We start from the raw sequence: 23,454 nt of genomic DNA, 5'->3' as shown, positions 1-23,454 counted from the left end.
CGCACAAGTTTTTTCGGAACATTTAAAATGTTCGATTTTTAATAGTTACTTCGAATTATTTACATTTATAACCACTAGTGCTATTTATTAGATAGGTTTTTTATCTGGTTAGTTAGAAAACATTACTAACCTACATTTTTTTTATAAAAGTTGAAGGGGGTTAAAAGAAGAATGAAAAAAGCTTTGTTATCGTTGTTTTCCCTTTTGTTGGTTCTTGCATCATTGCCGCTTGGAGGCAGCGCTGCAAATCCTGATGATACCAACGTCGAATTATGGAATGCAGTCAAGCCGCTCGAAACGACTGTGACATTCTTGAACAGCGGTGCCCATCCCGATGATGAACGCAGTGACTTTCTCGCTTATCTATCGAGAGGGTTAGGGGTGAAAACATCCAGCCTGATTGCAAACCGTGGTGAGGGAGGACAAAATGAAATTGGGGATGAACTGGACAACGCTCTTGGAATCATCCGTTCGAGGGAAATGATAGAAGCTGCAAAAATCACCGGGGTTAAAGCCTATCATCTAAGCGAAACCACCTCTGATCCCATTTATGATTTCGGTTTCTCTAAAACACCAGAGGAAACATTACAAAAATGGGGCGAGGAACTCACATATGAACGGCTTATCCGCTTTATTCGGACGTATCAGCCAGATATATTGATGCCATCCTTTCAAAATGATGATACCCAGCATGGACATCATCGAACAATGACAATCCTAAGTGAACGTGCCTTTACGGATGCCGCCGACCCAACTGTGTTTCCACAACAATTGGAACAAGGTCTATCGGTATGGCAAGTGAAAAAGTTATATTTGCCCGTTTCCTCGGCAGATCAAGCAACCACTTCGATAGAAATCGGTAAATATGACCCAATATACAAAATGACTTACCCACAGCTTGGAGAACAATCCCGCTATCTGCACAAAAGCCAAGGCATGGGTTCTGATATCCCTGCAGCACCGCGCCAGATCCATTTGGATTTGAAGCAAAGCGCGGTTGATACAAAAAGCGAGTCGGACCTTTTTGCAGGTGTACCTTACAATTTTACTGAATGGGCTGAAAAACTCCCTCGCTCAGCTTCAAAATTAAAAGGTGAATTTAGGTACCTGCAACGGAATCTGGACGCTGTTATTGAGTCTTATCCCCATGCTAAACGTGTTTTTTCAACATCCCAAAAAGCTCTTTCCAATGTTCGTTCAATGACTGCGCAAGTCAAAAAGGCAAAGCTAAGCCCTGCCATCAAAAACGACTTGATTCATAAGCTCTCATTAAAAGAAGAGCAATTGCAAAACGTCAGTTATGTCTCCTCAGGGCTCGAGGTTCAAGCTGAAGCAGCTTCAAAGATTCTTACTAAAGGTCAAAATACGTACGTAACCATAACCATGAAGAATAACGGGAAACAAACATTGAAAAAAGTCGCTGCTGCATTGAACGTGCCTAAAGGATGGAAGACAAAAATAAAATCAAAAGATGTCAATCTGGCACCTAATAAATCTGCGACAATGACCTACCTGGTTGAAGTCCCTGAAGATGCAGCTTATTACCATGCCTATGATGAATCAACCATTACGACAAGCATTTCTTATAAATACGGGAGCACAAAAACTTCCATCAAAGAAGAATTGGATGGAACGATCGCCGTCCTTCCCGACGTTGCCCTTACCTTATCTCCTGAAGATATCGTCGTAAATACAGCAGATGTAAAAGAGGAAATCCCAGTGGCGGTGACCTTGAAAAACTATACAGAAGGAAAAGCATCTGCAAAGGTAGCTTTAAAAGTCCCTGAAAATTGGGGAGTCCATCCCCAAAATGCCACTGTATCATTTAATGAAAAATCAGAAGAAAAACAAGTGAAGTTCACCCTCAGACCGCCGAAGGCCATCCAAAAAGGCGAATATCAGGTGAAGGCTGCTGCCACTGTCAATGGGAAAACCTTTGATTCGACCATTCAGGAGATTTCCTATGACCATATCGGAACATTCTATTACCAATACCCAGCAGCTATCAATACCGTTGCATTTGAGCTTTTGAAGCCAGCTTCATTAAAAGTGGGGTACATTGAAAGCGGATTCGATAAAGTGGCAGATTATTTAAGCAATGCAGGGCTGGACATTACGAAGTTAACTGAAGCTGATTTAGCTGAAGGTGATTTAAGTCAATATGACACGATCGTTACAGGCATCCGTGCCTATCTATCAAGGGAAGATTTAAAGGCAAATAACGCGCGCTTACTTGAGTATGTGGAAAACGGCGGACATCTCGTCGTGCAATACCATAAACCGGGTGATGGATGGGATGCATTAAAGACGGCTCCATATCCTCTTACCCTCGGGAATCCTTCGATTCGCTGGCGGGTAACCGATGAAAGAGCCACAGTAAACGTGTCGAAACCAGAATCGGCGCTTTTTACCTATCCAAATAAAATAACAAGTGATGACTGGAGCAATTGGGTCCAAGAAAGAGGATTGTATTTCCCAATGGAATGGGATGAACGGTATGAAACATTCATTTCCATGGCTGATCCGAATGAAGAACCATTTGATGGCGGTATCCTTATGGCTAAATACGGTAATGGCACCTACCTCTATACCAACCTTGTCCTATACAGGCAAATTCAAGGCCAGGTTCCAGGCGGATATCGAATCATGACGAACTTGATTAGTTACCGTGCCAAATAAATAAAAAGAAACCTATGCATGTGTTAAATGCATAGGTTTCTTTTCTGTGACGTTTGCCCGATTGAAGCTGATATGAATAAAAACATCTCCTGACTGATAGGTTCCTGCTCTAAAAACAAAAAAAGTTATGCACAAAGATGAGGGAAAGGCTCATGCGTTTGGGGTTTCCCCTCATTTCCCGCATTGCTTTGTCCACACTTTATGCACAACTTCATTCATGATTTACGATCTTAAAAGCATCCCGTTAAAGCACTTTGCTCAAGAATGCTTTGGTTCTTTCGTGCTGAGGGTTACCGAATAATTCATTCGGCTCATTTTCTTCCACGATATACCCTCCATCCATGAATATCACCCGGTCCCCGACTTCCCGGGCAAAGCCCATTTCATGCGTAACGACGACCATTGTCATTCCTTCTTTAGCAAGTTGTTTCATTACCTCCAAAACATCACCGACCATTTCAGGGTCAAGGGCAGAAGTCGGTTCATCAAATAGCATGATCTTCGGATTCATCGCCAATGCCCTTGCGATGGCGACCCGCTGTTTTTGTCCGCCGGAAAGTTCCCCTGGATAGCTATTTGCTTTTTCCTTTAGACCAACCTTATCCAATAACTCAAGCGCTAATCTTCCTGCTTCCGCTTTATCGGTGGCACGAATTTTAATAGGGCCCAAGGTTATGTTCTCCAAAACGGTCTTATGTGGAAATAGATTGAAATGTTGAAAAACCATTCCAACTTCTTGCCGGACTTTGTTTATATTGATTTTCCTTTTAGGATCGGTAATATCATGTCCATTAATGACCACTTCGCCGCCCGTAACTTCCTCAAGGAGGTTCAGGCAACGCAGGAATGTACTCTTTCCAGATCCAGAAGGGCCTATTACGCAAATTACTTCCTTTTCCCGCACTTCTGCATTTATATCTTTTAAAACCTCGACACTTCCAAATGATTTTCTTAGGTTTTTTACTGTAATGATGCTCATCGAACTTGTACCCTCCTTTCTATGAAATTAGCAATTAGGGTTAACAAATAGATGATGATAAAGTAAATTACACCCACGGCCAGCCAAACCTTGAATGCTTCAAAGGTTGCCGAAGCTTGAATCTGACCTTGCTGGGTTAAATCGGCTATACCAATTACGGATAATAGAGAAGTGTCCTTCAAGCTGATGATCGATTGATTCGTAATGGTAGGGAGCATCCTTCTAAAGGCTTGCGGAAGCACGACATATCTCATTGTTTGAGCTCCAGTGAACCCGATGGATCTTGCCGCCTCCGTTTGCCCTTTATCGATTGATTGTATACCAGCCCTTATTATTTCAGCAAAATATGCCCCTGCATTGATTGCAACGGTAATTATTCCAGCTGTTGTACTGTCCAAAGAAATCAAATTCAATGAATTCACACCAAAATAGATAAAAAATAACTGAACGATGAACGGTGTCCCTCGTATTGCATCCACATAAACCTTTGCAATCCAGTTCAAGATTTTGATGGGGGCAAGTCGCAGCAAAGCGACAAGTAGACCAATCAAAAAACCTAGGATAATGGCAATCACAAAGATATAAAGTGTCACCTGAAGTCCTTTTAATAAAAGTGGCAACGCCGCAACAATTATATCCATTTCTTTCACCCCTTTGAAAAAGAAAGCGCGCCATAAGCGCGCCTAATGAGCTTTAATCTATTGTTTATTAACCTTATTCAGCAAGATACGTTTTTATAATTTCATCATATGTGCCGTCTTTTTTAAGATTGGCAAGACCATCATTTATTTTTTTCAATAAATCCCCGTTTTGCCCTTTCAATACAGCAATTCCATATTGGTCACCATTCAAACGTTCACCTACGATTTTCAACCCAAGATCTTTTTGGGCGATTGCATATGAGATGACTGGGTAATCTTCTATAAGGGCATCCGCATTACCGTTGGCCACTTCCTGGAACATCGCTGGACTATCATTGAATTGAACAACCTTGATTCCTAGTTTCGTAGCATTATCCTGTGCATATTTAGCACCTGTTGTTCCTTTTTTCACTGCTATGGTTTTTCCTTTAAGATCCTTAACGGTTTTAGTGCTTGTATTATCTTTCTTAACAACTATTGTTAACCCTGCATCAAAATACGGTGTTGAGAAATCCACTACCTTTTTTCTTTCCTCTGTAATGCTCATTCCTGCAATGGCCACATCAAGCTGATTGGCTTGCATAGCCGGAATGATTCCACCGAAATCCATTGGAGACAATTTGATTTTGAAATCCTGGTCTTTCGCGATTGCATTGATCAATTCGATATCGATACCTTTATAGTCGTTCCCCTCTTTAAATTCAAAAGGAGGATAAGTCGTATCCACACCAACTTTATATACCTTTTCAGGTTTCTTTTCCTCACCTGCATTTTTTCCTTCATTGGTTCCACAAGCCGAGATAAAGATAGTTAAAATCAAAAACATACTCAATAAACCAAGTTTCTTCATTTAAATCACTCCAATTCTTAATTATACGTGATAATAAATAATTCTCCCTATAATATAGCATAAGAATAAAGTATTATAATATGAATTTTTAGAATAAATATTATTTTCTTTAAATAATTTTTATGGACGTTTTTCCTAATATTGTTACAGTGTTGGAAAACACAAAAAGGCTATGGGATCCTTCTCGATAAAAATAGCCGATCATGTCATCAATACCTGTAAAACAAGACCATTGGAGGGTGGTATTCACAAGGGTTCCTTTGGTCATCCCTAATAGGAGATGCCCCATTAGTTGGATAAGAAAAAAACTAAATCAATTAACATTTGGATGCTTTTAAACTAGAATATAGGAATTGTTTTTCAGCCTCCACTCCCCCTGATTCAAATGTCCCGCGCAACCGTGAGTCCTACCATGTCTACTTCTATCAAAAAGGCCAACCAGTAATTTTTACTGGTCGACCTTATAATACGAACGCATCCGTTCGATTTGTGATCGAATTAAGATTCATTGATTTGCACTAGCAGCAATATTGCGATGGGTGCCGTAATAATTAACGTGATGAGTGTCCGTTCAAACCAGATAACAATCAACTTCGTAATGCTGATCGGGATTTCGGTTGATAGGATACAAGGTATCGCCGCTGAAAAGAACAATATGGATGAAACAGAAACCACGGCAATGATGAACTTAGTTACCAGTGGTGCATCAACTACAAAAAGCGCCGGCAGGAACATTTCTGCAATTCCTATAGCTGAAGCTTTTGCAGCCAAAAATGGTTCAGGTATTTGCAATGCCCAGGTAAATGGGTAAAAAAGATAGCCAAGTAAATTAAATACTGAAGTGTACTCCGCTAATACAAGGCTGATGAGACCAACGGATAAAATGGACGGCAGAATGCTCATTGTCATAAGAAAACCGTCCTTTAAGTTTTTCCATAAATTTCTGCCAAGACTTACTTAATTATTTGCTCCTACCATCGCACTGTTCCAGACACTTCGGAAAATTCCTTGTTTGAAAACTTCTTCTGGGTCCGCATTATCCGAATAATATTCGTCGCTCATTTTATTTATTGGACAAAAACGTACGGTAATGGCAAGGTACGTGATCGCTAAAGAAACCCAAAAGAAAAGCGACCATAGGTCCATAAGCCTGAGGGTTTTTTGCTACAACGATCATAAACGACGTTGCTGAAACCGTTGAAAAGGCAGTTACAATAATAGCTGCTTCTTCAAGGGTGTATTTTCCTTCTTTATATAGTCGATTCGTAATAAGCATACCAATGGAATAGCTTATACCTGTAGGTCTTGTCGTTCCTTTTGGCGCTGCTCATTGGATACGGGCTTCTCGAATTTTAGGTGTACTGATGCAGCCGATCATGAGGCCGATATTTAAAACGCCGGGGCGTTCAGCTGTTGATATGGTTGCTGATTTAGCAGGAGTGTTCCTGCCCCTTTTGTGCATAAGAAACAGAGCTAAACGTCACACATCCAACCAAACTTTCTTTTATATGCTTTTTTGCTCCCAACTTGGGAATAAATAGTTCATACACTTACGTTTAATTATCTGTTAAATTGGGGAAATATAATTCAATCGACGATGACTTTATAACTAGGATGGGTATGATGAGAATTAAGGTAAAAAAAATAATATATTACCTGATTAAATTAAGAGGGAAAATCTTTATACCATTTGCCATTTTATACATATTAGTTGCAGCATATATTGCTTTTTCTATAGAGCCACAGACGTTCGAATCATATTTAACTTCAGTTTACTGGGTTCTTACAACGCTTGCTACGGTTGGTTTTGGTGACTATGCACCGGTCACCGATCTTGGAAAAGCATTTACCATCGGTCTATACATAACGGGTATTGGGCTTGTTAGTCTTTTTATTGGAAAAATCATTAAATCTGTATATCTTATCGAAAAACGTAAAGTTGGTGGAAAAATGAAATATACAGGTAAAAATCATATCATTCTGATTGGATGGAGTGAAAAGTCAAAATCAGCAATTCAAGAAATTTTTAAATCTGATGAAACCATTGATATTGTTATCATTGATAGCCTGGAAAAATCACCCATGATGGAGGAGCGTCTGTTTTATGTTCGCGGGGATGCCACCGATGAAGAAACATTACTCCGTGCAAATCTGCCTAAAGCAAAAGGCGTTATCATTTTTGCTGACCAAATAACACAAGATAATTATGCTACAAAGGATCCGTTACTTGTCGATGGAAAGACATTATTAGTTGCCACTGCCATAACGTCCATTGAAGAAAAAACCAATACGCCAATACACGTCACCGCTGAGGTAATCAATCAAAAGCATATTCGTTTATTTGAGCGTGTAAAGGTGGATGAGTTTATTCCTACACAAGAAATGATCTCCCACGCAGCAGTACGATCATTATTTTCTCATGGAGTCACTCACATGTATTCAGAACTCATGAGCTCAAAGTATGAAGAGGCGATGTATGAGATTTCTAAACAAGATGAATGGCGAACCTATCGTGATGCATTCATGGACCTTCTTAATAAAGGGGCCACACTGGTAGCAGATCTTGGTGATCTTAACATAAACCAAAAATTAGATGCACGAATTCCTGATGATGCACAGCTTTTCATTATTTGCGATAAAGAGACCATTTCCAAAATAAATTCAAAAATACATTAGAATCAGGAATCTTTAGGGATGCTATAATAGCATCCCTCAGTTTGTAGGCAAAAGGGTTTTTATTTAAGTTAAAACTAAGTTGATTGGAGCGGGTGTTCGGGCCTCCTGCTTAGAAAAGCGAGTGCATCTCGTTCCCAATCAACTTGCCTGCAAATATGCATCCTAAATTGAATAAGCTTTAAAACAAAAAAGAACCTTCAATCAAAGATCGATTAAAGGTTCTGTTGTTTTCAATTTCAATGATGCTTCGATATCCAAAAATTAACTATAAACTAGCTCTTTTTTTTTGCTCAGACCAAGCGTCTCTGATGTTGAAGTTTGAATTTCGTGCAAAAGCTCTGTATTTTCCATTAGTGACTCTCCATAAGAAGGAATCATTTCTTTAATTTTCGGTTCCCACTCTTTCATGCGTTGCGGGAAGCATTTATTAATTACCTCAAGCATAACGTGAACAGCAGTAGAAGCCCCTGGAGAAGCACCTAGCAATGCTGCAATTGAGCCATCGGATGCACTTACAACTTCCGTACCAAATTGAAGTGTACCTTTGCCGCCTTCAGCAGTATCTTTGATAACTTGTACACGTTGGCCAGCTACTACTAAATCCCAATCCTCGCTCTTAGCGTTCGGGATGAACTCTCGTAACTCTTCCATGCGCTGTTCTTTCGATAACATAACTTGCTGGATCAAGTATTTTGTCAATGGCATCTCTTTTGCGCCTGCCGCCAACATCGTTAACACATTATTCGGTTTTACGGAAGTTATTAAATCGAACATTGAACCTGTTTTTAAGAACTTCGGTGAGAAGCCCGCAAATGGTCCAAATAGCAACGATTTTTTATTGTCGATAAAACGTGTATCAAGATGCGGAACAGACATTGGTGGTGCACCAACTTTAGCTTTTCCGTATACTTTCCCATGATGCTGTGCAACAACTTCCGGATTATTACATACCATGAAGTATCCACTTACCGGGAATCCTCCGATATGTTTCCCTTCAGGAATGCCGGATTTTTGCAGTAAATGCAAGCTTCCGCCCCCGCCTCCGATAAAGACGAATTTAGCATTATGACGTTCTACGCTACCGGTATCGACATTACGCACCTTTAATTCCCATGAGCCATCACTGGCACGTTTAACATTATCAACACTATGTTTATATTTGATATCGACGTTTTGAGCCTTTAAGTGGTCAAACAACATGCGTGTCAGAGCACCGAAGTTAACGTCTGTACCGTAATCAATTTTTGTTGCCGCTATCGATTCATTCGATGGACGGTCTTGCATAATAAGTGGTATCCATTCCATCAGTTTTGCTGGGTCATCGGAATACTCCATACCTTGGAACAAAGGATTTTTTGACAGTGCTTCAAAGCGTTTCTTTAAGAACGCTACATTGTTATTCCCTTGCACCATACTCATATGAGGCAATGGCATGATAAAGTCTTGCGGATTATCAATCAGCTTACAGTTTACAAGATACGACCAAAACTGCAATGAAACTTGGAACTGTTCATTTATTTTAATTGCTTTGCTAATATCTATAGATCCATCAGCTTTTTCGGATGTATAGTTAAGCTCGCACAGTGCAGAATGTCCCGTACCCGCATTATTCCATTCGTTAGAGCTTTCTTCTCCTGCGTTTGCAAGCTTCTCAAATACTTTGATTTCCCATTCCGGTGCTAACTGTTTCAGTAATGATCCCAAAGTCGCGCTCATGACTCCGCCGCCAATTAAGATAACGTCTGTTTGTTTCTGTATGTTGCTCATTATAACCTTCCTTATCCCCTATATTTGCAAAAAAGATGTAGGCGCTCCTGCTTAGGTGTTAAAAAAAGCCCGGCACGAACTAGGAACACACCTTTTCTGTCTCCTTATAACTATATCATAATCTATTATTATTATTTCATAGATTAAAATATTCTACTATTACTTTTTTTGTTAAAATGTTGATTTTGAAAAGAAATTGGCTTAAACTTATCCGCCTCGATAGTCGCATTAAAAGATTTCTTCAGCAACTCCCCATCATTGAAGGAAGAAACTGTTAGTGAAATAATATTGACAGATTCGAAAAAGCCAGAAAAATACACATTTATTTACAAAAACGGAAGGAAAATTAGAACTTTCTGTAACCATTTCCCTAAAAAACAAGGGCCTTCCTAAAATTGCTAAACTCTTAACTTTTTAACTAGTATCATAAATTCCACCCAATTATTAGATATTATAACAATACCAATAATTACTGAAAACTAAACCAATATAAGGTAATATCACCGATAATATTCTTAATTTTAAGACTTATCTCATAGTCCCTCATTAATATAATTTCTTAACTTATTGCTATTACAAAAAAACATTATTTCTCTTATTTTCGCAAAAAGATATTTTCAACTTTGTGTTCCGACCCTTTTTTCAAGACGAGTTTTGCCCGTCCTTTTGTCGGCAGTATATTTTCATGTAAATTTTTTAAATTAATTTCTTCCCAAATTTGAGTCGCTTTTTTTATGGCCTGTTCTTTAGAAAAGTCAATATAACGATGGAAATAGGATTCGGGACTTTGAAATGCAGTCTTTTGAAGTAAAAGGAACCTTTCGACATACCACCGCTCTATGTCGTTAACATCTGCATCTACATAGAGTGAGAAATCAAAAAAGTCACTGACGAATACTTGATTTTCCTTGTCAACTTGAAGAACATTAACACCTTCCACTATTAAAATATCCGGATTACAGATCGTCTGCACTTCATTTGGCAAAATGTCATACTTCAAATGTGAGTAGATTGGAACTTCCACTTTATTTTTTCCCGCTTTTACATCTCCGATAAGATTGATTAATTTTTGGGTATCATAACTTTCAGGAAACCCTTTTCTTTTCATCCATCCTTTTTCTTCTAAAAGATCATTTGGGTACAAAAAACCGTCGGTAGTGACAAGACCTACGTTTCTGTGATTATCCCACCTGGATAATAAAGTCTGAAGTAACCTTGCAGTCGTACTCTTTCCTACAGCAACACTCCCTGCAATCCCAATGATATAAGGTACTTTTTTAGCATCAGTTTTTAGAAATGAAGAAGTGGCTGTGTTAAGCTGCTGAGATGCCTCAACATGTAAATTGATCAAACGGGTCAAGGGCAAATAAACCTCTTCCACTTCCTGAATGGATATTTCTTCATTTATTCCTTTTAAGTTATCCAATTCTTCTTCAGTTAAAGGAAGAGGGGTATGGTTTCGCAAAGATGCCCACTTTTTTCGATTGAATTCAAAATAGGGAGTATAGGAACTCATGATTTTTCGTTACCTCACTTTTTAGAGTTACTATCAGTTTAACAAGGATGATGTCCATAAAAAAGATGTTCCTGATCCCTTATTCACTAAATTGATTAAGCTTTGAATGATAACCCACCTGTCTCCAAAGCTTCCCTAAGTTTCGGTAAAGAAGCTGGTCCCATACCGTGGAATTTCAAAATCTCTTTTTCACTATATGCTGATAGCTGTTGTAAAGTGGTTACCCCATTGCTTTCCAATGCACGTCTGGCAGGTGCCGAGAGCACTGAAAGGAATCCTGTATCAGGTTTTCGTTCCTGCTCACATACAGGGCAGGTCGGACAGTCGCTGGATTTATAGTATTTGTGTCCCTTTTCGCAAGTCCTCAAATTCTTCTTTGAAGTGGTCATTGCCAATTTCTCCATTTCTTCTGAATTTTAAGTCCAAACATAAAAGTTCACCCTTCACAATGAAGCAATCATTTTAATCCATTTTATCATTAATTTCATTGGAAAAGGGCTGCCGCAGCAACCCTTTTCAAAACGCAAAGTGAATGATGGATTAACCCACTTTGTCCTCCTTCTTAGCCTCTGTTTGAACATTTGCTTGTACACGCTTGTCTATTCCAAAAGCGAAATAACTGATTGCTACGATAGCCAGAAAACCTATTCCAACCATAAGAGATATACGTGTGTCGTCATTAAACCACATACCGATCAATACCATGATCAAGAAAGCGATGGTCAGGTAGTTTGTAACAGGTGCAAACGGCATCTTGAATGGATGATTGTGCATTTCAGCTTTTTTGACCTTCCTGAATTTAATTTGACTGATCAGAATGACAAACCATGGAATCATTCCGGGAAGTACACTCGCACTGTATACATGCACAAATAAATTTTCTGGTGCAATATAACTTAAAACAACCCCAATCGCTAAACCGACGATCACTCCGAACGTACCGAATAAAGGGACACCGCTATTAGATACTTTTGCAAAGAACTTTGGCGCTTGTCCATTCATCCCTAATGTGTAAAGCATGCGTCCTGCACTGTAAATACCACTATTACAGCCAGACATTGCAGCCGTGATTACGACAAAATTAATGATTCCGGCTGCTGCCGTGATACCAACCTTCGCAAAGGTCGCAACAAACGGACTGCCAATCGAACTTAATTGATCCCAAGGGTAAACGGTTACAATAATGAAGATCGCACCGATATAGAAGATTAAAATACGCCAAATGGTACTTTGAATCGCTTTGGTTATCGTTTTTTGCGGATCTTTTGCTTCACCAGCCGTAATCCCGATTAATTCTACACCTTGATAAGCGGCAACCACCAGTGAGAGAGCAAAGAAAAAGCCCTTCCAGCCGCCTGTAAATATACCGCCATGCTCCCAAAGATTCGATAACCCTAATGCTTCCCCTCCGTTACCGATTCCAAAGAAAATCAGTCCAAACCCTGCAACGATCATTAAAATAATCGTTACGATTTTAATCAGTGCAAACCAAAATTCAATTTCCCCAAAGGATTTAACGGAAATTAAGTTCGCTGCTCCAAGAATCACCATTGCAATTAAACCTGGAATCCAAGCAGGGAGATCAGGGTACCAATACTGCATGTACGTCCCCACTGCAATAATTTCTGCCATCCCGACGATAACCCACTGGAACCAGTTACTCCAAGCTGTCATATACCCTGCCAATGGATGAATGTACTTATAACCAAATGTTGCAAATGAACCTGTACTTGGCTCTAAGTACAACATTTCCCCCATTGCGCGCATGATCAAGAATATAAATAAACCAGAGATCGCATAAGCTAACATTACAGACGGACCTGTCCATTGAATCGTGCTGGCTGAACCCATGAATAAACCGACACCAATCGTTCCGCCCAAAGCGATCATCTGAATATGACGACCTTTCAAGTCCCTATTCAAATCTTTGTTTGCCATTCCATTTCCCCCTACACTACTAATAGTCGAAATTTTATGCAAGATGCTTATTACACTCCCTATTTAGTATAGAAATGATATAGCAGGCACCACTTTATTTAATCTTTCTTAAAGCCGCCTCATAAAATCACTCTTCACTTTTAAGCATTCCTGACAGTTGGAAAGATTACTATCCATTTTCATGTTAATTCTTTATTCTGTCCGAGGCGCCATAGAAAGCGCTTACTTTTTACCGGTTATAACAAGTTCACCCCTTAAACGTAAAAATTCCCCTGTATAAAATAACTCGAATAAAAGAGTTTTGCAACTCTTTTATTCGGCTGGCAGGTTTATTACGCTGTTACCAAAAGGGACTTTAATCTCAGCTTTAACAACATATCATTGGTCATTTTCTCCAAATCATATTCCGCCTTGAATCCCCACTCTTCCTTTGCACATGTTGAATCAATTGTATTTGGCCAACTGTCTGCAATGGATTGTCTTACAGGATCGACTTCATAATTCATGACAAATTCCGGTATATGCTTTTTAATTTCGGCTGCAATTTGCTCCGGATCAAAGCTCATGGCAGAAACATTGAAAGAATTCCGATGTTTCAACTTTGAAGCATCTGCCTCCATTAAAGCAATGATGGCAGCTAAAGCGTCCGGCATATACATCATGTCCATATACGTTCCCTTATCAATGTAAGAAGTATATCGCTTGTTTTTAATCGCTTCATAGTAAATTTCAACTGCATAGTCGGTAGTTCCGCCGCCAGGAGGCGTGACATACGAAATCAGTCCCGGGAATCGAAGCCCCCTCGTATCAACCCCAAATTTATGATGATAATAATCACATAATAACTCTCCGGATACTTTATTCACGCCGTACATCGTATTCGGCCGTTGAATGATGTCTTGCGGTGTCCAATCTTTAGGAGTGGTTGGACCAAACGCACCAATGGAACTAGGTGTGAATAATTGGCAATCGAGTTCTCGTGCCGTTTCCAAAGCATTGACCAATCCGCCCATGTTTAAGTGCCAAGCTAAAAGCGGCTTCTTTTCAGCTGTTGCCGACAATAAAGCGGCCAAATGTATAATCGTATCCACTTCATGTTTTTTTGCCATGTTAAACATCGCATTTTCATCCGTAACATCCAAAACTTCAAATGGACCTGATTGAGCAACATCGCTGTCCGTTTTTCGGATATCTGTGGCAATGATATTGTCAGCTCCATAAACCTCTCTCATTTTTAGCGTCAGTTCTGAACCAATTTGACCTAAAGCTCCCGTTACCAAGACCTTTTTCATCATAAATCCCTCCCCATGTTTTAAACTCTGAAATAAGCAATCTACTTATATGATCGACATCTCTTTTCCTACTTTTTCATAAATGGCCAATGCGCTATCCAACATCTCTTTTGTATGAGCCGCAGTAGGCATATTCCTTACTCTTCCTGTACCTTTTGGAACGGTAGGGAATACGATGGATTTAGCATACACACCTTCTTCATTCAGCCTCTTGCTGAATTGCTGCGTTTTTGCTTCATCACCTATAATGCAAGGCGTGATCGGTGTTTCGCTCTCCCCGATATCAAACCCTATTTCTTTTAGGCCTTTTTTCAAGTAATCGCTATTTTCCCAAAGCTTATTTTGAAGTTCTGAGCTATTCATCAAAATATTGATGGCTTCTATGCTAGCTGCAACTGCTCCCGGTGTGGCAGCCGTTGAAAATAAAAATGGACGGCTTCTCACCTTTAACCAATCAATCAAATCTTTCTTTCCTGCTACATAGCCCCCCACAACACCAATGGCTTTGGATAATGTTCCAATTTGGAAATCCACTTTATCAGATAACCCAAAATGCTTAACCGTTCCTGCACCATTACCTAATACACCCGAACCATGCGCATCATCAACATACGTAATTAAGTCGAACTCTTCGGCAATCTTCACAATTTCAGGAAGTTTGGCTATATCCCCATCCATCGAGAACACTCCGTCGGTAATGATCATGATCTTGTTATACAATCCGGACTCCTTTGCTTGACGTGCTTTTGTCCGTAAATCATCCATGTCGGAATGGATAAAGGGAATGATTTTCGCCTTGGATAGTCGGCATCCATCAATGATTGAAGCATGATTCAGTTCATCTGAAAGAATGGCATCATTTTTATCCATCACTCCTGAAATCGCTGCCATATTACAGTTAAATCCAGATTGATAAGCAATGGCTGCTTCTGTATGCTTAAACTCGGCGAGCTTTTCTTCCAATTTGACATGAATATCTAACGTTCCGTTGATCGTACGAACGGCACCTGCACCGACACCATATGTTTTCGTCGCTTCTATGCAAGCCTCTATTAATCGTCCATCTGTTGCTAAACCTAAATAATTATTGGATGATAAATTAATTAGCTCCCTGCCCGCAATCGTGATAACCGGACCATTAGCACCTTCCACTGGATCAATAACGTTGTAAAGTCCCTTTTCTTTTAAATCTTCCAAATTTTCTTTCAAAAATTCATTTAATATTTCACTTGACATTTAATATACCCCCTTATTGATGGTTGGAATAAATGCAGGATTTTTTTATGTTTTACACCTATTTTAAAAATATTGTATTTTTTCCCTTTTTTCCAAAAATACACGTGTCTTCTCCAAAAACACACACAGCATTAGCGAAAATCCCTTTATACTAAGTGTTATACCACTCATAATAATGGATAATTTTAATGTTGTCCATATTGTGTGGACAAAAAAATTGAATTTTTGTAGTTCTTACAATCAACATCCGCCTAAAATGCGTTTATATCAATGAAAACACGAAGAGAATTTCATCAATTTTCCAAGGCAAACGATGTTATATCTACTGTTTTTTTGGAGACCTTAACCATTAACCTAATTAAGGAGGGGTATAGTGAAAACGGAAGATGAAAAAACCTCAGAAGGCCTAAATGAGATTTTTGAGATTATCAATGCAAAAGGTGACATTGGAGAATTAAAAGAAATCATCCAAAAACCTGATGAACAAACAAATGAAGACAAGTAAACCAAGGGGAGAAATCCTCTTTCAGTTTGTTGACAAAAGGAAGTTCAGAATGGTTCATTCCTGATCTTGAACTGTTTTTGGGGCTTATTTCCCTCTCCAGGCAATCGCTTTCCTCGGGGGGCTTTGCGCCTGAGGGGTCGCTTTTTTAAGCAGGAGTCCCGTTCACCCGCTCCAATCAACTGGATTGTTTTTTAAAGATAAAAACTGCAGGCAAACCCGAGTTCTTCCAATTCTTCCATAGTCAGCAAGGGGATTAATTATCCTCTTTTTTGTCTTTTTTACATTGTACTAATGGACGCTTAAGTCCATTACAACAATACAAAATGAGCTGATGATAGCTCGGATATTTAATTGAATCTCATGTACAAAAAAACAAAAAAAGTCATGCAAAAGAATGGGATAAAGGCGCTAAGAATAAGGATTTTCCCTATTTCTCTTCCTTGTCCACAATCCATGCACAACTAACAAAATTACTCCTCTACTGCACTAATCCTATGACAATAATGCTCCCATAAATCAGATTTCCATGTCCCACCGTTCCTTTTCGGTCTCCTTCATCTGTTTTTCCGTTTTCTCGGGATGAACAGTACGGAATTTATGGTGGTCAGCAGGGATGATTTCGATCATCTTTTCTATCATATCTTCCGGATCGAATTGGTTTTTTAATCCCTTTTCTTGCTTTTTCATATCCTCTGCTCTTGTAAAATTCTTTTCGCCATCGTACCATTTCCATTTTTCCTCAGCTGCCCTGTTGTTAAAATCGGTATAGAAAAAGACCCTGAAATCGGAAAAGTACTTTTCACGAAATCAAGGCCTAAATATCATGATGTGCACGATAAAAACAGTACCGAACCCTTATCCCCTATATCTCAAAGTTAATCCTTTTAAGAAATTCCTGGCGTATCGATCTCCGCACTCTTTATAATTCCTATGACCCACTTTTCTTAATATAGCGCTTAATTCCCCTTTGGTTATCATGACTCCTGCTTCTTCCAAAATATCAATCATATCCTCACTGGTTAATGATAATGCTATTTTCAGTTTCTTCAGAAGGATATTATTTACACTTTCCTTTTGCTTTACAGCCGGTGCCTGACTTTGAGGCTGACCAGGTTTTGGCTCTTGTCTCCCTCTTTTAAAAATGATCAAACCATTTAAAAAGGACTCTAGCATCATGTTATTGCAGTTTACCCCATCATCGGCTTCATCCAAATCATCATATTCTTCATATTCATCATAATAATCATCTTTTGGTTTTGTGAGCATCTGCATGACTTCTTCCATTGTCACTTCGATCTCCCCAAGTTTAAATATCTCAACCATATCTTTATTTTTAATATCCAACGCATATCTTAATCGAATTAATATATCATGATTATGCATCCAAAACCCTCCTATGTATTTCTCGATTTTCACAGTACTTTCATTATTTCACAAATGGTTGGAAATAAACGCAGATTAAAATCCGAGAACCTTTTACAGATTCCCGGATCACTCTGCTTATTCTTTAATCAGCTTCAATGACGTTACTACTTCCACATGGCTCGTTTGCGGGAACATGTCCACGGGCTGCATGGCCTCCACTCGATATGATGAGCCCAGTTCTTGTAAGTCCTTCGCCAATGTGGACGGGTTGCATGATACGTACACTATGGTTTTCGGTTTAACTTTCAAGATTGTCTGCAGTAAAGATTGGTCACAGCCGGATCTTGGCGGGTCGACGACCAGTACGTCCGGTTTCCAGCCTTCTTTGGTCCAGCGTGGAAGGATATTCTCGGCTTTGCCTGTTTCATAGTATACATTGTTGCGTTTATGTTTTTTTGCATTTTTCTTGGCGTCCTCAATGGATTCTTTGATGACATCCATTCCTCTGACTTCCTTGGCGTTTTCAGATAGCCATAGCCCAATGGTTCCAACACCGCAATAAGCGTCAACCACTTTTTCCGTGCCGGTTAAGGCTGCTGCTTTTTTCACTTCATCATATAAGCGAACAGTTTGAACCGGGTTAAGCTGGAAGAATGTACGGGCCGATAGTTCGTATGATAGGTCACCCAATGTTTCGTTGATGACTTTTTCGCCTGCCAGGTGAATCGTTTTTTCGCCAAAGATCAGTGATGTGTCCCGGTTGTTGATGTTTTGTACGACCGATTTCACTTCTGGCAATTGGTCACGAATTTGTTTTAGCAACTGATCTTTTTGTGGAATTTCCTCCGCTCCCGTAACAAGGACAACCTGGACTTCACCTGTTTCAAATCCTACCCGTGTAATGACAGTACGGATGACACCTTTTCTTTTTCTTTCGTTATAAATCGAGATGTTCAGGTTCTTCAGTATCTTTTTTACTGTACGTGTTACCTTATTCGTTGCCTTATGCTGTACAAGGCAATTCGGGATATCGATCAGTGTATGGGAATTCATGCCATAAAGGCCTGCAATCAACTTGCCATCTTTTTGGCCGACTTGGTATTGACTTTTATTGCGATAATTCCAAGGATCTTCCATGCCGATCGTTTCTTTTATATTTAATGAAGAAACTGGGAATTTTGAATGACGTTCCATCGCTTGAATGACGATATCACGTTTTTCAACAAGCTGCTGGTCATAGCTCAAATGCTGCAACTGACAACCGCCGCATTCAGCGTAAACCGGACATGGCGCAGCAATGCGATGCGGTGATTCTTTACGGATGGTTTTTATTTTCGCCTCGGTGAAGTTTGGCTGAACCTTTGTAACCAAAGCTACAATTTCCTCACCAGGTAATGCTCCTGGGACGAAGACGACTTTCTTTTTGAAATAACCGACTCCCTCTCCGTTAATTCCCAGCCGTTTAATCGTAAGGGGAAGGGTTTGATTCACTTCTAGTTTTGTATCTTGAATGTTTGTCATTTCTTTTCACTCCGTTTTTCAATGCTTCTCCACAAATAGAGGGAAGCGTAGCTTAGATATGGAGCCCATTTCACACTATAGGACTCCATTTCTTCTTGGGTTGGCTTTTGCGGTAAGCCATATAATATTTTCAAGGCATTTTGAATGCCAATGTCGGCTTTAGGAAATAGGTTCGGCCGGCCAAGTCCAAAAAGCAGGAAGTTTTCAGCCGTCCATCTACCGATACCGCGTATTTTTATTAGTGTATCCATAACCTCTTGATCGGATAGCTTTTCCATTATATCAAGGTTGAGATGGCCCTGAATGATCTGCTCGGAAAGTCCGATGACGTATTCCGCTTTCCGGCCACTGAATTGAATGGCTCTTAATTGCTCGATTTGTAGTTGGGCGGTTGTTTCCGGTGTCGGATAAAACCAGGCGCCTTCCATCTGGAAGCCGAAGGTTTTAACGAATCGTTCCGTGAGCGTATGGGCAAAAGATAAGTTCAATTGCTGATGTATGATGCATTTCACGAGGCAACTGTAGTAATCGAAGTCCAAGACGATGGCAGTACCGCGGTGCTCTTCGAAGATTTCCCGCAAATCGGATTCCCGGAAGTGCCGGGAAACGCCTTCCAATGGCTCATGCCAATGAAAAACCTTTTTTAACCGTTCGATTGCTTTTGACTTGTACACCTCTGATTGACCTTTGATGATAAAAGATGGTTCATCGATATTTCCTATTGCCTGAACCTGCAAAACGATCGGTTCTTTTTCTATATATAGCGGAACTTTTACCGTCCTGTTAGTAAAATCAACTACCTGAAGTGGGTCTAACGATAATCGTTCGAGAACAAGATCGAAATTATAGGGTCCTTGAACCTGTAATTTTTCTGTCCACACAAGCGATCCATCCTTTAGCAGTTTTCCACGTATTATAGCATGTTTCCTGAAATATTACTTGAAATTGAGAAGAATGGATAAAAGCGGGACCTGAAATATTACGACAGGACCCGCTTCTCACTTTAATAAAGCATTCGGTTCGGCAACTGTTTCTCAATCATTAATTCATCAAGGCTACCAAAGGTGTACCCCTGTTTTTCAAGATCCGTCAGAATTGACTCCAATGCTTCCGCATTATCCTTCGATACGGTATGCAATAATAAAATCGCGCCGGGATGAATCTGCTTAAGCACTTCATCATGTGCAAAAGCGGCACCCTTTTGTTGATCTACAATCCAGTCCCTATATGCCAGTGACCAGAAGATGTGGTAATACCCTTCTTTTTTTGCGACCCTCATTGTTCTCTCATTAAATACGCCACGAGGCGGCCTTAAATAGTTCATTCCCTTTTGCCCCGTTAATTTTTCCGTTGCTTCTTTTACCCGCTCAAGTTCGGTGCGGATCACATCGTCCGTCACGCTGGTCATATCCGGATGGTTCCATGAATGGTTTCCTACGATATGCCCCTCATTGGCCATACGGACAACAAGCTCAGGTGCCGTTTTTAAGTAATGACCCGTGACAAAAAAAGCTCCAGGAGCACCATGTTTCTTCAGAACATCTAAAATCTGGGCCGTATAGCCATTTTCATAACCGTTATCAAAGGTTAAATAAACGACTTTTTTCTTTGTATCCCCCTTATAAATCGCTTCATATTCAGGCAGCATTTCATTGAATTTTTTTCCGGCATCGGCAGGTGCACCATTTTTCCCTTTATTGAATCCCCAATTATAGGATTCTGCAAAAGCTGGACTGGCCAAAGAGCATATCAAGCATATAAAAGCGGATAAAATCACCATTTTTTTCATTGGAACATCCCCCATGTCTTTTTTCTTATTGTTTGGAACATGGAGATTTATATGCATGATATTGTGAAGGTCGAATTCCTTCCGCAAAACAAAAAAAGGCCCTTCCTCCGAAAAGGATAGGCCTCCATGTTCTGATTATCCTTTAAATAACGCTTGTGCCGCCTTCCAAATAATGGCGATAGCGAAAATGAGAACGATTACAATTCCGACTACGTCAAGGAATGTTTCAAGACCGGAGAAAATCGTGTTTGCCACAGGAAGTTGGATGAAAGCAAAACCAGTTATCATGGCGAAAAAGAATAAGATGTAGTTATTCTGCATGAAAATCCCTCCTTTCTCTTCTAATGTATGTGCGACCATTCCAAAAGATTGTACTTTTCTGAGGTAATTTTCGCCTTTTTTTTCATATACATGTACCAAGAGGGGAATGTAATGCTGGAATGGGTTATCACTCTTGGCTTTGTTGGTTGTCTTGGTTTAAGTGGTGGAGTGTTTGTTCATTTTGTGAAAAGCGGATTGAATTTGGAGGATTCATCAAGGATCGATCCACTGCCGGAAATCAAAGAGTAAGATATGCAAAAGACGCTCAACCTTTTGGTGAGCGTCTTTTGCCAAACATTTATTTAAATACCGGTTCTTTGAATTGTGCCAATTTTTCCAATGAAGATTGCTGAACGTCTTTATGCAGGCTGTTTCCATGTGAATCCATGGTAACTACTGCAGTGAATCCTTCAACATTCAGATGCCACATTGCTTCTGGAATACCAAATTCAGTGAAGTTCACACCCTCGACGGATTTGATGCAGTCTGCATAATATTGAGCAGCCCCGCCGATTGCATTTAGATAAACGCCGCCGTGTTCACTTAATGCTTCTAGTGTTTTTGGTCCCATTCCGCCTTTACCGATAACTGCACGGATGCCGAATCGCTTCATGATATCGCCTTGGTATGGTTCTTCACGAATACTTGTTGTTGGTCCGGCGGCCTTCACATGCCATTTGCCCTCTTCATCCTTCAGCATAACTGGTCCACAGTGATAGATGATTTGTCCATCCAGGTCGATTGGTGCAGGATTTTCAGATAAGTGCTTATGGATGGCGTCACGGCCTGTATACATTCTGCCGTTAATATGAACTACGTCACCCACTTTTAATTCACGGATTTGTTCTTCCGTGATTGGTGCTTGCAGGGTGATTTCACGGGAAGCTTCAACGTCCGATTCTGCAGCGGCTGCCACTTCATCCTTCGCTGCTTTTTCTGCTTCCAGAGCAAAGTCGATTTTCTCACCTTCTTGATACAACCACTCATTGATTTCGCCTGTTTCAGGATTGACTTTCACTCCTAAACGGCGGAACGCCCAGCAGTTGTAAGCAACGGATACGAAAAAGCTTGCCGGAATACGGTGCATGACACCGATTTTACATCCAAGCAGTGTAGTTTCGCCGCCAAAGCCCATCGTGCCGATGCCCAATTCATTAGCAGTCTTCATGATGTAATCTTCAAGTTGACGAAGATCTTCATTCGGATTCACATCTTCATTACTGCGGAAAAGTTGAGCCTTAGCCAGATCATATCCGGATGAACGGTCCCCTCCGATACCCACGCCGATGAAGCCGGCACTGCAGCCTTGTCCTTGTGCTTGGTAGACAGAGTGAAGGATACATTTACGGATTCCGTCCAAATCACGGCCCGCTTTTCCCAATCCTTCAAGTTCCATAGGCAGACTGTATTGGATGTTTTTATTTTCACAGCCGCCGCCTTTTAAGATGAGACGAACATCAATATAGTCTTTTTCCCATTGATCGAATTTAATGACAGGAAGACCTTCCCCAAGGTTATCCCCGCTATTTTCACCCGATAAAGAATCAACTGCGTTTGGACGAAGTTTTCCGCCTTTTGTCGCTAAAATGATTGCATTTCGAATTGCTTTTTTTATTTCAAGTTGGTTCACGCCAACTGGAGTTTTTATTTTGAAAGTCGGCAGACCAGTATCCTGGCAAATCGGTGATACATTGTCGTCAGCCATTGTAATATTATTCGTGATGGTGGTCAGGCTCAATGCAGAACGAGTACCTGCATTTTCACGTTGTTTTGCACTTTTGACCGCACGACGAACATCCTTTGGAAGATTCGTTGAAGTTTCAACGATAAGACTGTACATACTTTCTTGGAATTTTTGAATATCCAAATTTCTCTTCCCCCTCTTATTTCCCCTAGATTAGATTTAATCATTTCCCTGCTTCTCTATAAATAGTGAATGATTCACACCCGTTTTATTATACATCTAACATAATCTTTCGAAAACAAGTAATTATTTTTCTTAATGAACAGCAATTTAGAGAGAAATGAGTAAAGCGCCAGAAATAGCCCATATGTTAAATTTCATCACCAAACATTTCCATCAAAAAAGGACGACGAAGTTTCTCGTCATCCCTTCATGAATATTAACATTGAAAAAATCATACTATCGAAACAGATATTAGTCTTCGCGGGTTTTGAATTGTTCCACTTTGCCTTCCAAATCATCTATCATGCCGATTAAACGGTCTATATCTTCCAACTCCGTATTTTCCGGTTCAATATGATCAAGAACTTCCATGAACATCGTGAGGCGTTCTTTTAAGTATGTTAATTGTTCGTTTTTACCTGTAATGGATTTTCCCATGAGGCACTCTCCTTCCGTTCTTCTTTCATCGTAAC

General features: G+C 40.0%; 21 protein-coding genes and 2 pseudogenes. 5 read left to right on the top strand and 18 right to left on the bottom strand.

Annotated features, from left to right (window positions below):
* Window positions 1-171: 171 nt before the first annotated feature.
* A complete protein-coding gene (locus tag AC0VX1_RS03165) occupies window positions 172-2,679 on the top strand; it encodes an NEW3 domain-containing protein (RefSeq protein WP_475469840.1) in 2,508 nt (835 codons plus the stop codon).
* 244 nt (window positions 2,680-2,923) lie between these two features.
* On the opposite strand, the gene AC0VX1_RS03160 is transcribed toward AC0VX1_RS03165, so the two are convergent.
* From AC0VX1_RS03160 to AC0VX1_RS03145, 4 genes and pseudogenes are all read right to left on the bottom strand, one after another.
* Entirely contained in the window at window positions 2,924-3,658 is a 735-nt protein-coding gene (locus AC0VX1_RS03160) for an amino acid ABC transporter ATP-binding protein (protein WP_475469839.1), read from the bottom strand.
* Window positions 3,655-4,299, bottom strand: a complete 645-nt coding sequence (locus AC0VX1_RS03155) for an amino acid ABC transporter permease (RefSeq protein WP_034305627.1) — start codon at window positions 4,297-4,299, stop codon at window positions 3,655-3,657. Before AC0VX1_RS03155 ends, AC0VX1_RS03160 begins: the two co-directional genes overlap by 4 nt.
* Window positions 4,300-4,372: 73 nt before the next feature.
* The gene (locus AC0VX1_RS03150; RefSeq protein WP_413009623.1) at window positions 4,373-5,149 is read right to left on the bottom strand and encodes a transporter substrate-binding domain-containing protein; all 777 of its coding nucleotides are present in this window, start codon (window positions 5,147-5,149) and stop codon (window positions 4,373-4,375) included.
* A gap of 498 nt (window positions 5,150-5,647) precedes the next feature.
* Window positions 5,648-6,440 (bottom strand): annotated as a pseudogene (locus AC0VX1_RS03145) (YjiH family protein); the annotation flags it as partial.
* Window positions 6,441-6,457: 17 nt separating this feature from the next.
* Here AC0VX1_RS03145 and AC0VX1_RS03140 point away from each other — a divergent pair.
* Window positions 6,458-6,621: pseudogene (locus AC0VX1_RS03140) on the top strand (nucleoside recognition domain-containing protein); the annotation flags it as partial.
* Window positions 6,622-6,772: 151 nt separating this feature from the next.
* A complete protein-coding gene (locus tag AC0VX1_RS03135) occupies window positions 6,773-7,825 on the top strand; it encodes a potassium channel family protein (RefSeq protein ID WP_475469837.1) in 1,053 nt (350 codons plus the stop codon).
* A 261-nt stretch (window positions 7,826-8,086) separates the two neighbouring features.
* Here AC0VX1_RS03135 and AC0VX1_RS03130 read toward each other — a convergent pair whose 3' ends face one another.
* The 6 genes from AC0VX1_RS03130 to AC0VX1_RS03105 all read right to left on the bottom strand — a co-directional run bounded on the left by AC0VX1_RS03130 (window position 8,087) and on the right by AC0VX1_RS03105 (window position 15,574).
* Window positions 8,087-9,592 carry a malate:quinone oxidoreductase gene (locus AC0VX1_RS03130; protein WP_475469835.1) on the bottom strand — a complete coding sequence of 502 codons (1,506 nt, stop codon included), beginning with the start codon at window positions 9,590-9,592 and terminating at the stop codon, window positions 8,087-8,089.
* Between the two features lie 595 nt (window positions 9,593-10,187).
* A complete protein-coding gene (gene coaA, locus AC0VX1_RS03125) occupies window positions 10,188-11,108 on the bottom strand; it encodes a type I pantothenate kinase (RefSeq protein WP_413021852.1) in 921 nt (306 codons plus the stop codon).
* A 95-nt stretch (window positions 11,109-11,203) separates the two neighbouring features.
* Entirely contained in the window at window positions 11,204-11,497 is a 294-nt protein-coding gene (locus tag AC0VX1_RS03120; RefSeq protein ID WP_475469834.1) for an RNA polymerase alpha subunit C-terminal domain-containing protein, read from the bottom strand.
* A gap of 151 nt (window positions 11,498-11,648) precedes the next feature.
* Window positions 11,649-13,046, bottom strand: coding sequence for an amino acid permease (locus AC0VX1_RS03115; protein WP_475469832.1), 1,398 nt, complete (start codon window positions 13,044-13,046; stop codon window positions 11,649-11,651).
* Window positions 13,047-13,378: 332 nt separating this feature from the next.
* Window positions 13,379-14,338, bottom strand: coding sequence for an L-threonine 3-dehydrogenase (locus tag AC0VX1_RS03110; RefSeq protein WP_413009614.1), 960 nt, complete (start codon window positions 14,336-14,338; stop codon window positions 13,379-13,381).
* Between the two features lie 45 nt (window positions 14,339-14,383).
* Window positions 14,384-15,574 (bottom strand): glycine C-acetyltransferase, encoded by a 1,191-nt coding sequence (locus AC0VX1_RS03105; RefSeq protein ID WP_413009612.1) that lies wholly within the window; start codon window positions 15,572-15,574, stop codon window positions 14,384-14,386.
* A gap of 373 nt (window positions 15,575-15,947) precedes the next feature.
* Between AC0VX1_RS03105 and AC0VX1_RS03100 the strand changes: the two genes are divergently transcribed.
* Window positions 15,948-16,079, top strand: coding sequence for a hypothetical protein (locus AC0VX1_RS03100; protein WP_255256744.1), 132 nt, complete (start codon window positions 15,948-15,950; stop codon window positions 16,077-16,079).
* Window positions 16,080-16,595: 516 nt separating this feature from the next.
* Here AC0VX1_RS03100 and AC0VX1_RS03095 read toward each other — a convergent pair.
* The 6 genes from AC0VX1_RS03095 to AC0VX1_RS03070 all read right to left on the bottom strand — a co-directional run bounded on the left by AC0VX1_RS03095 (window position 16,596) and on the right by AC0VX1_RS03070 (window position 21,075).
* Window positions 16,596-16,766, bottom strand: coding sequence for a hypothetical protein (locus tag AC0VX1_RS03095; RefSeq protein ID WP_237752031.1), 171 nt, complete (start codon window positions 16,764-16,766; stop codon window positions 16,596-16,598).
* 168 nt (window positions 16,767-16,934) lie between these two features.
* The gene (locus AC0VX1_RS03090) at window positions 16,935-17,462 is read right to left on the bottom strand and encodes a YehS family protein (RefSeq protein ID WP_413021860.1); all 528 of its coding nucleotides are present in this window, start codon (window positions 17,460-17,462) and stop codon (window positions 16,935-16,937) included.
* 117 nt (window positions 17,463-17,579) lie between these two features.
* Window positions 17,580-18,965, bottom strand: a complete 1,386-nt coding sequence (gene rlmD / locus AC0VX1_RS03085) for a 23S rRNA (uracil(1939)-C(5))-methyltransferase RlmD (RefSeq protein ID WP_057278632.1) — start codon at window positions 18,963-18,965, stop codon at window positions 17,580-17,582.
* Window positions 18,962-19,846 (bottom strand): DNA-3-methyladenine glycosylase family protein, encoded by an 885-nt coding sequence (locus AC0VX1_RS03080; protein WP_106027551.1) that lies wholly within the window; start codon window positions 19,844-19,846, stop codon window positions 18,962-18,964. The genes rlmD and AC0VX1_RS03080 overlap by 4 nt, the downstream gene beginning before the upstream one ends.
* Before the next feature lie 122 nt (window positions 19,847-19,968).
* Entirely contained in the window at window positions 19,969-20,754 is a 786-nt protein-coding gene (pdaA, locus tag AC0VX1_RS03075; RefSeq protein ID WP_413021864.1) for a delta-lactam-biosynthetic de-N-acetylase, read from the bottom strand.
* Window positions 20,755-20,889: 135 nt separating this feature from the next.
* Entirely contained in the window at window positions 20,890-21,075 is a 186-nt protein-coding gene (locus tag AC0VX1_RS03070; protein WP_034306471.1) for a hypothetical protein, read from the bottom strand.
* Window positions 21,076-21,186: 111 nt separating this feature from the next.
* Here AC0VX1_RS03070 and AC0VX1_RS03065 point away from each other — a divergent pair, with 111 nt between their 5' ends.
* A complete protein-coding gene (locus AC0VX1_RS03065; RefSeq protein ID WP_164468808.1) occupies window positions 21,187-21,324 on the top strand; it encodes a hypothetical protein in 138 nt (45 codons plus the stop codon).
* 49 nt (window positions 21,325-21,373) lie between these two features.
* Here the strand turns inward: AC0VX1_RS03065 and AC0VX1_RS03060 are convergent, their stop codons facing one another.
* The gene (locus tag AC0VX1_RS03060) at window positions 21,374-22,942 is read right to left on the bottom strand and encodes a fumarate hydratase (protein WP_034305659.1); all 1,569 of its coding nucleotides are present in this window, start codon (window positions 22,940-22,942) and stop codon (window positions 21,374-21,376) included.
* A gap of 291 nt (window positions 22,943-23,233) precedes the next feature.
* Window positions 23,234-23,419, bottom strand: coding sequence for an SE1561 family protein (locus AC0VX1_RS03055; protein WP_034305661.1), 186 nt, complete (start codon window positions 23,417-23,419; stop codon window positions 23,234-23,236).
* Window positions 23,420-23,454 lie beyond the last annotated feature (35 nt).

It is taken from the genome of Peribacillus sp. QJM3NY_7 (assembly GCF_056173225.1).
Note: the sequence above shows the minus strand (reverse complement) of the source record. Positions and strands in the feature narration are given on the sequence as shown.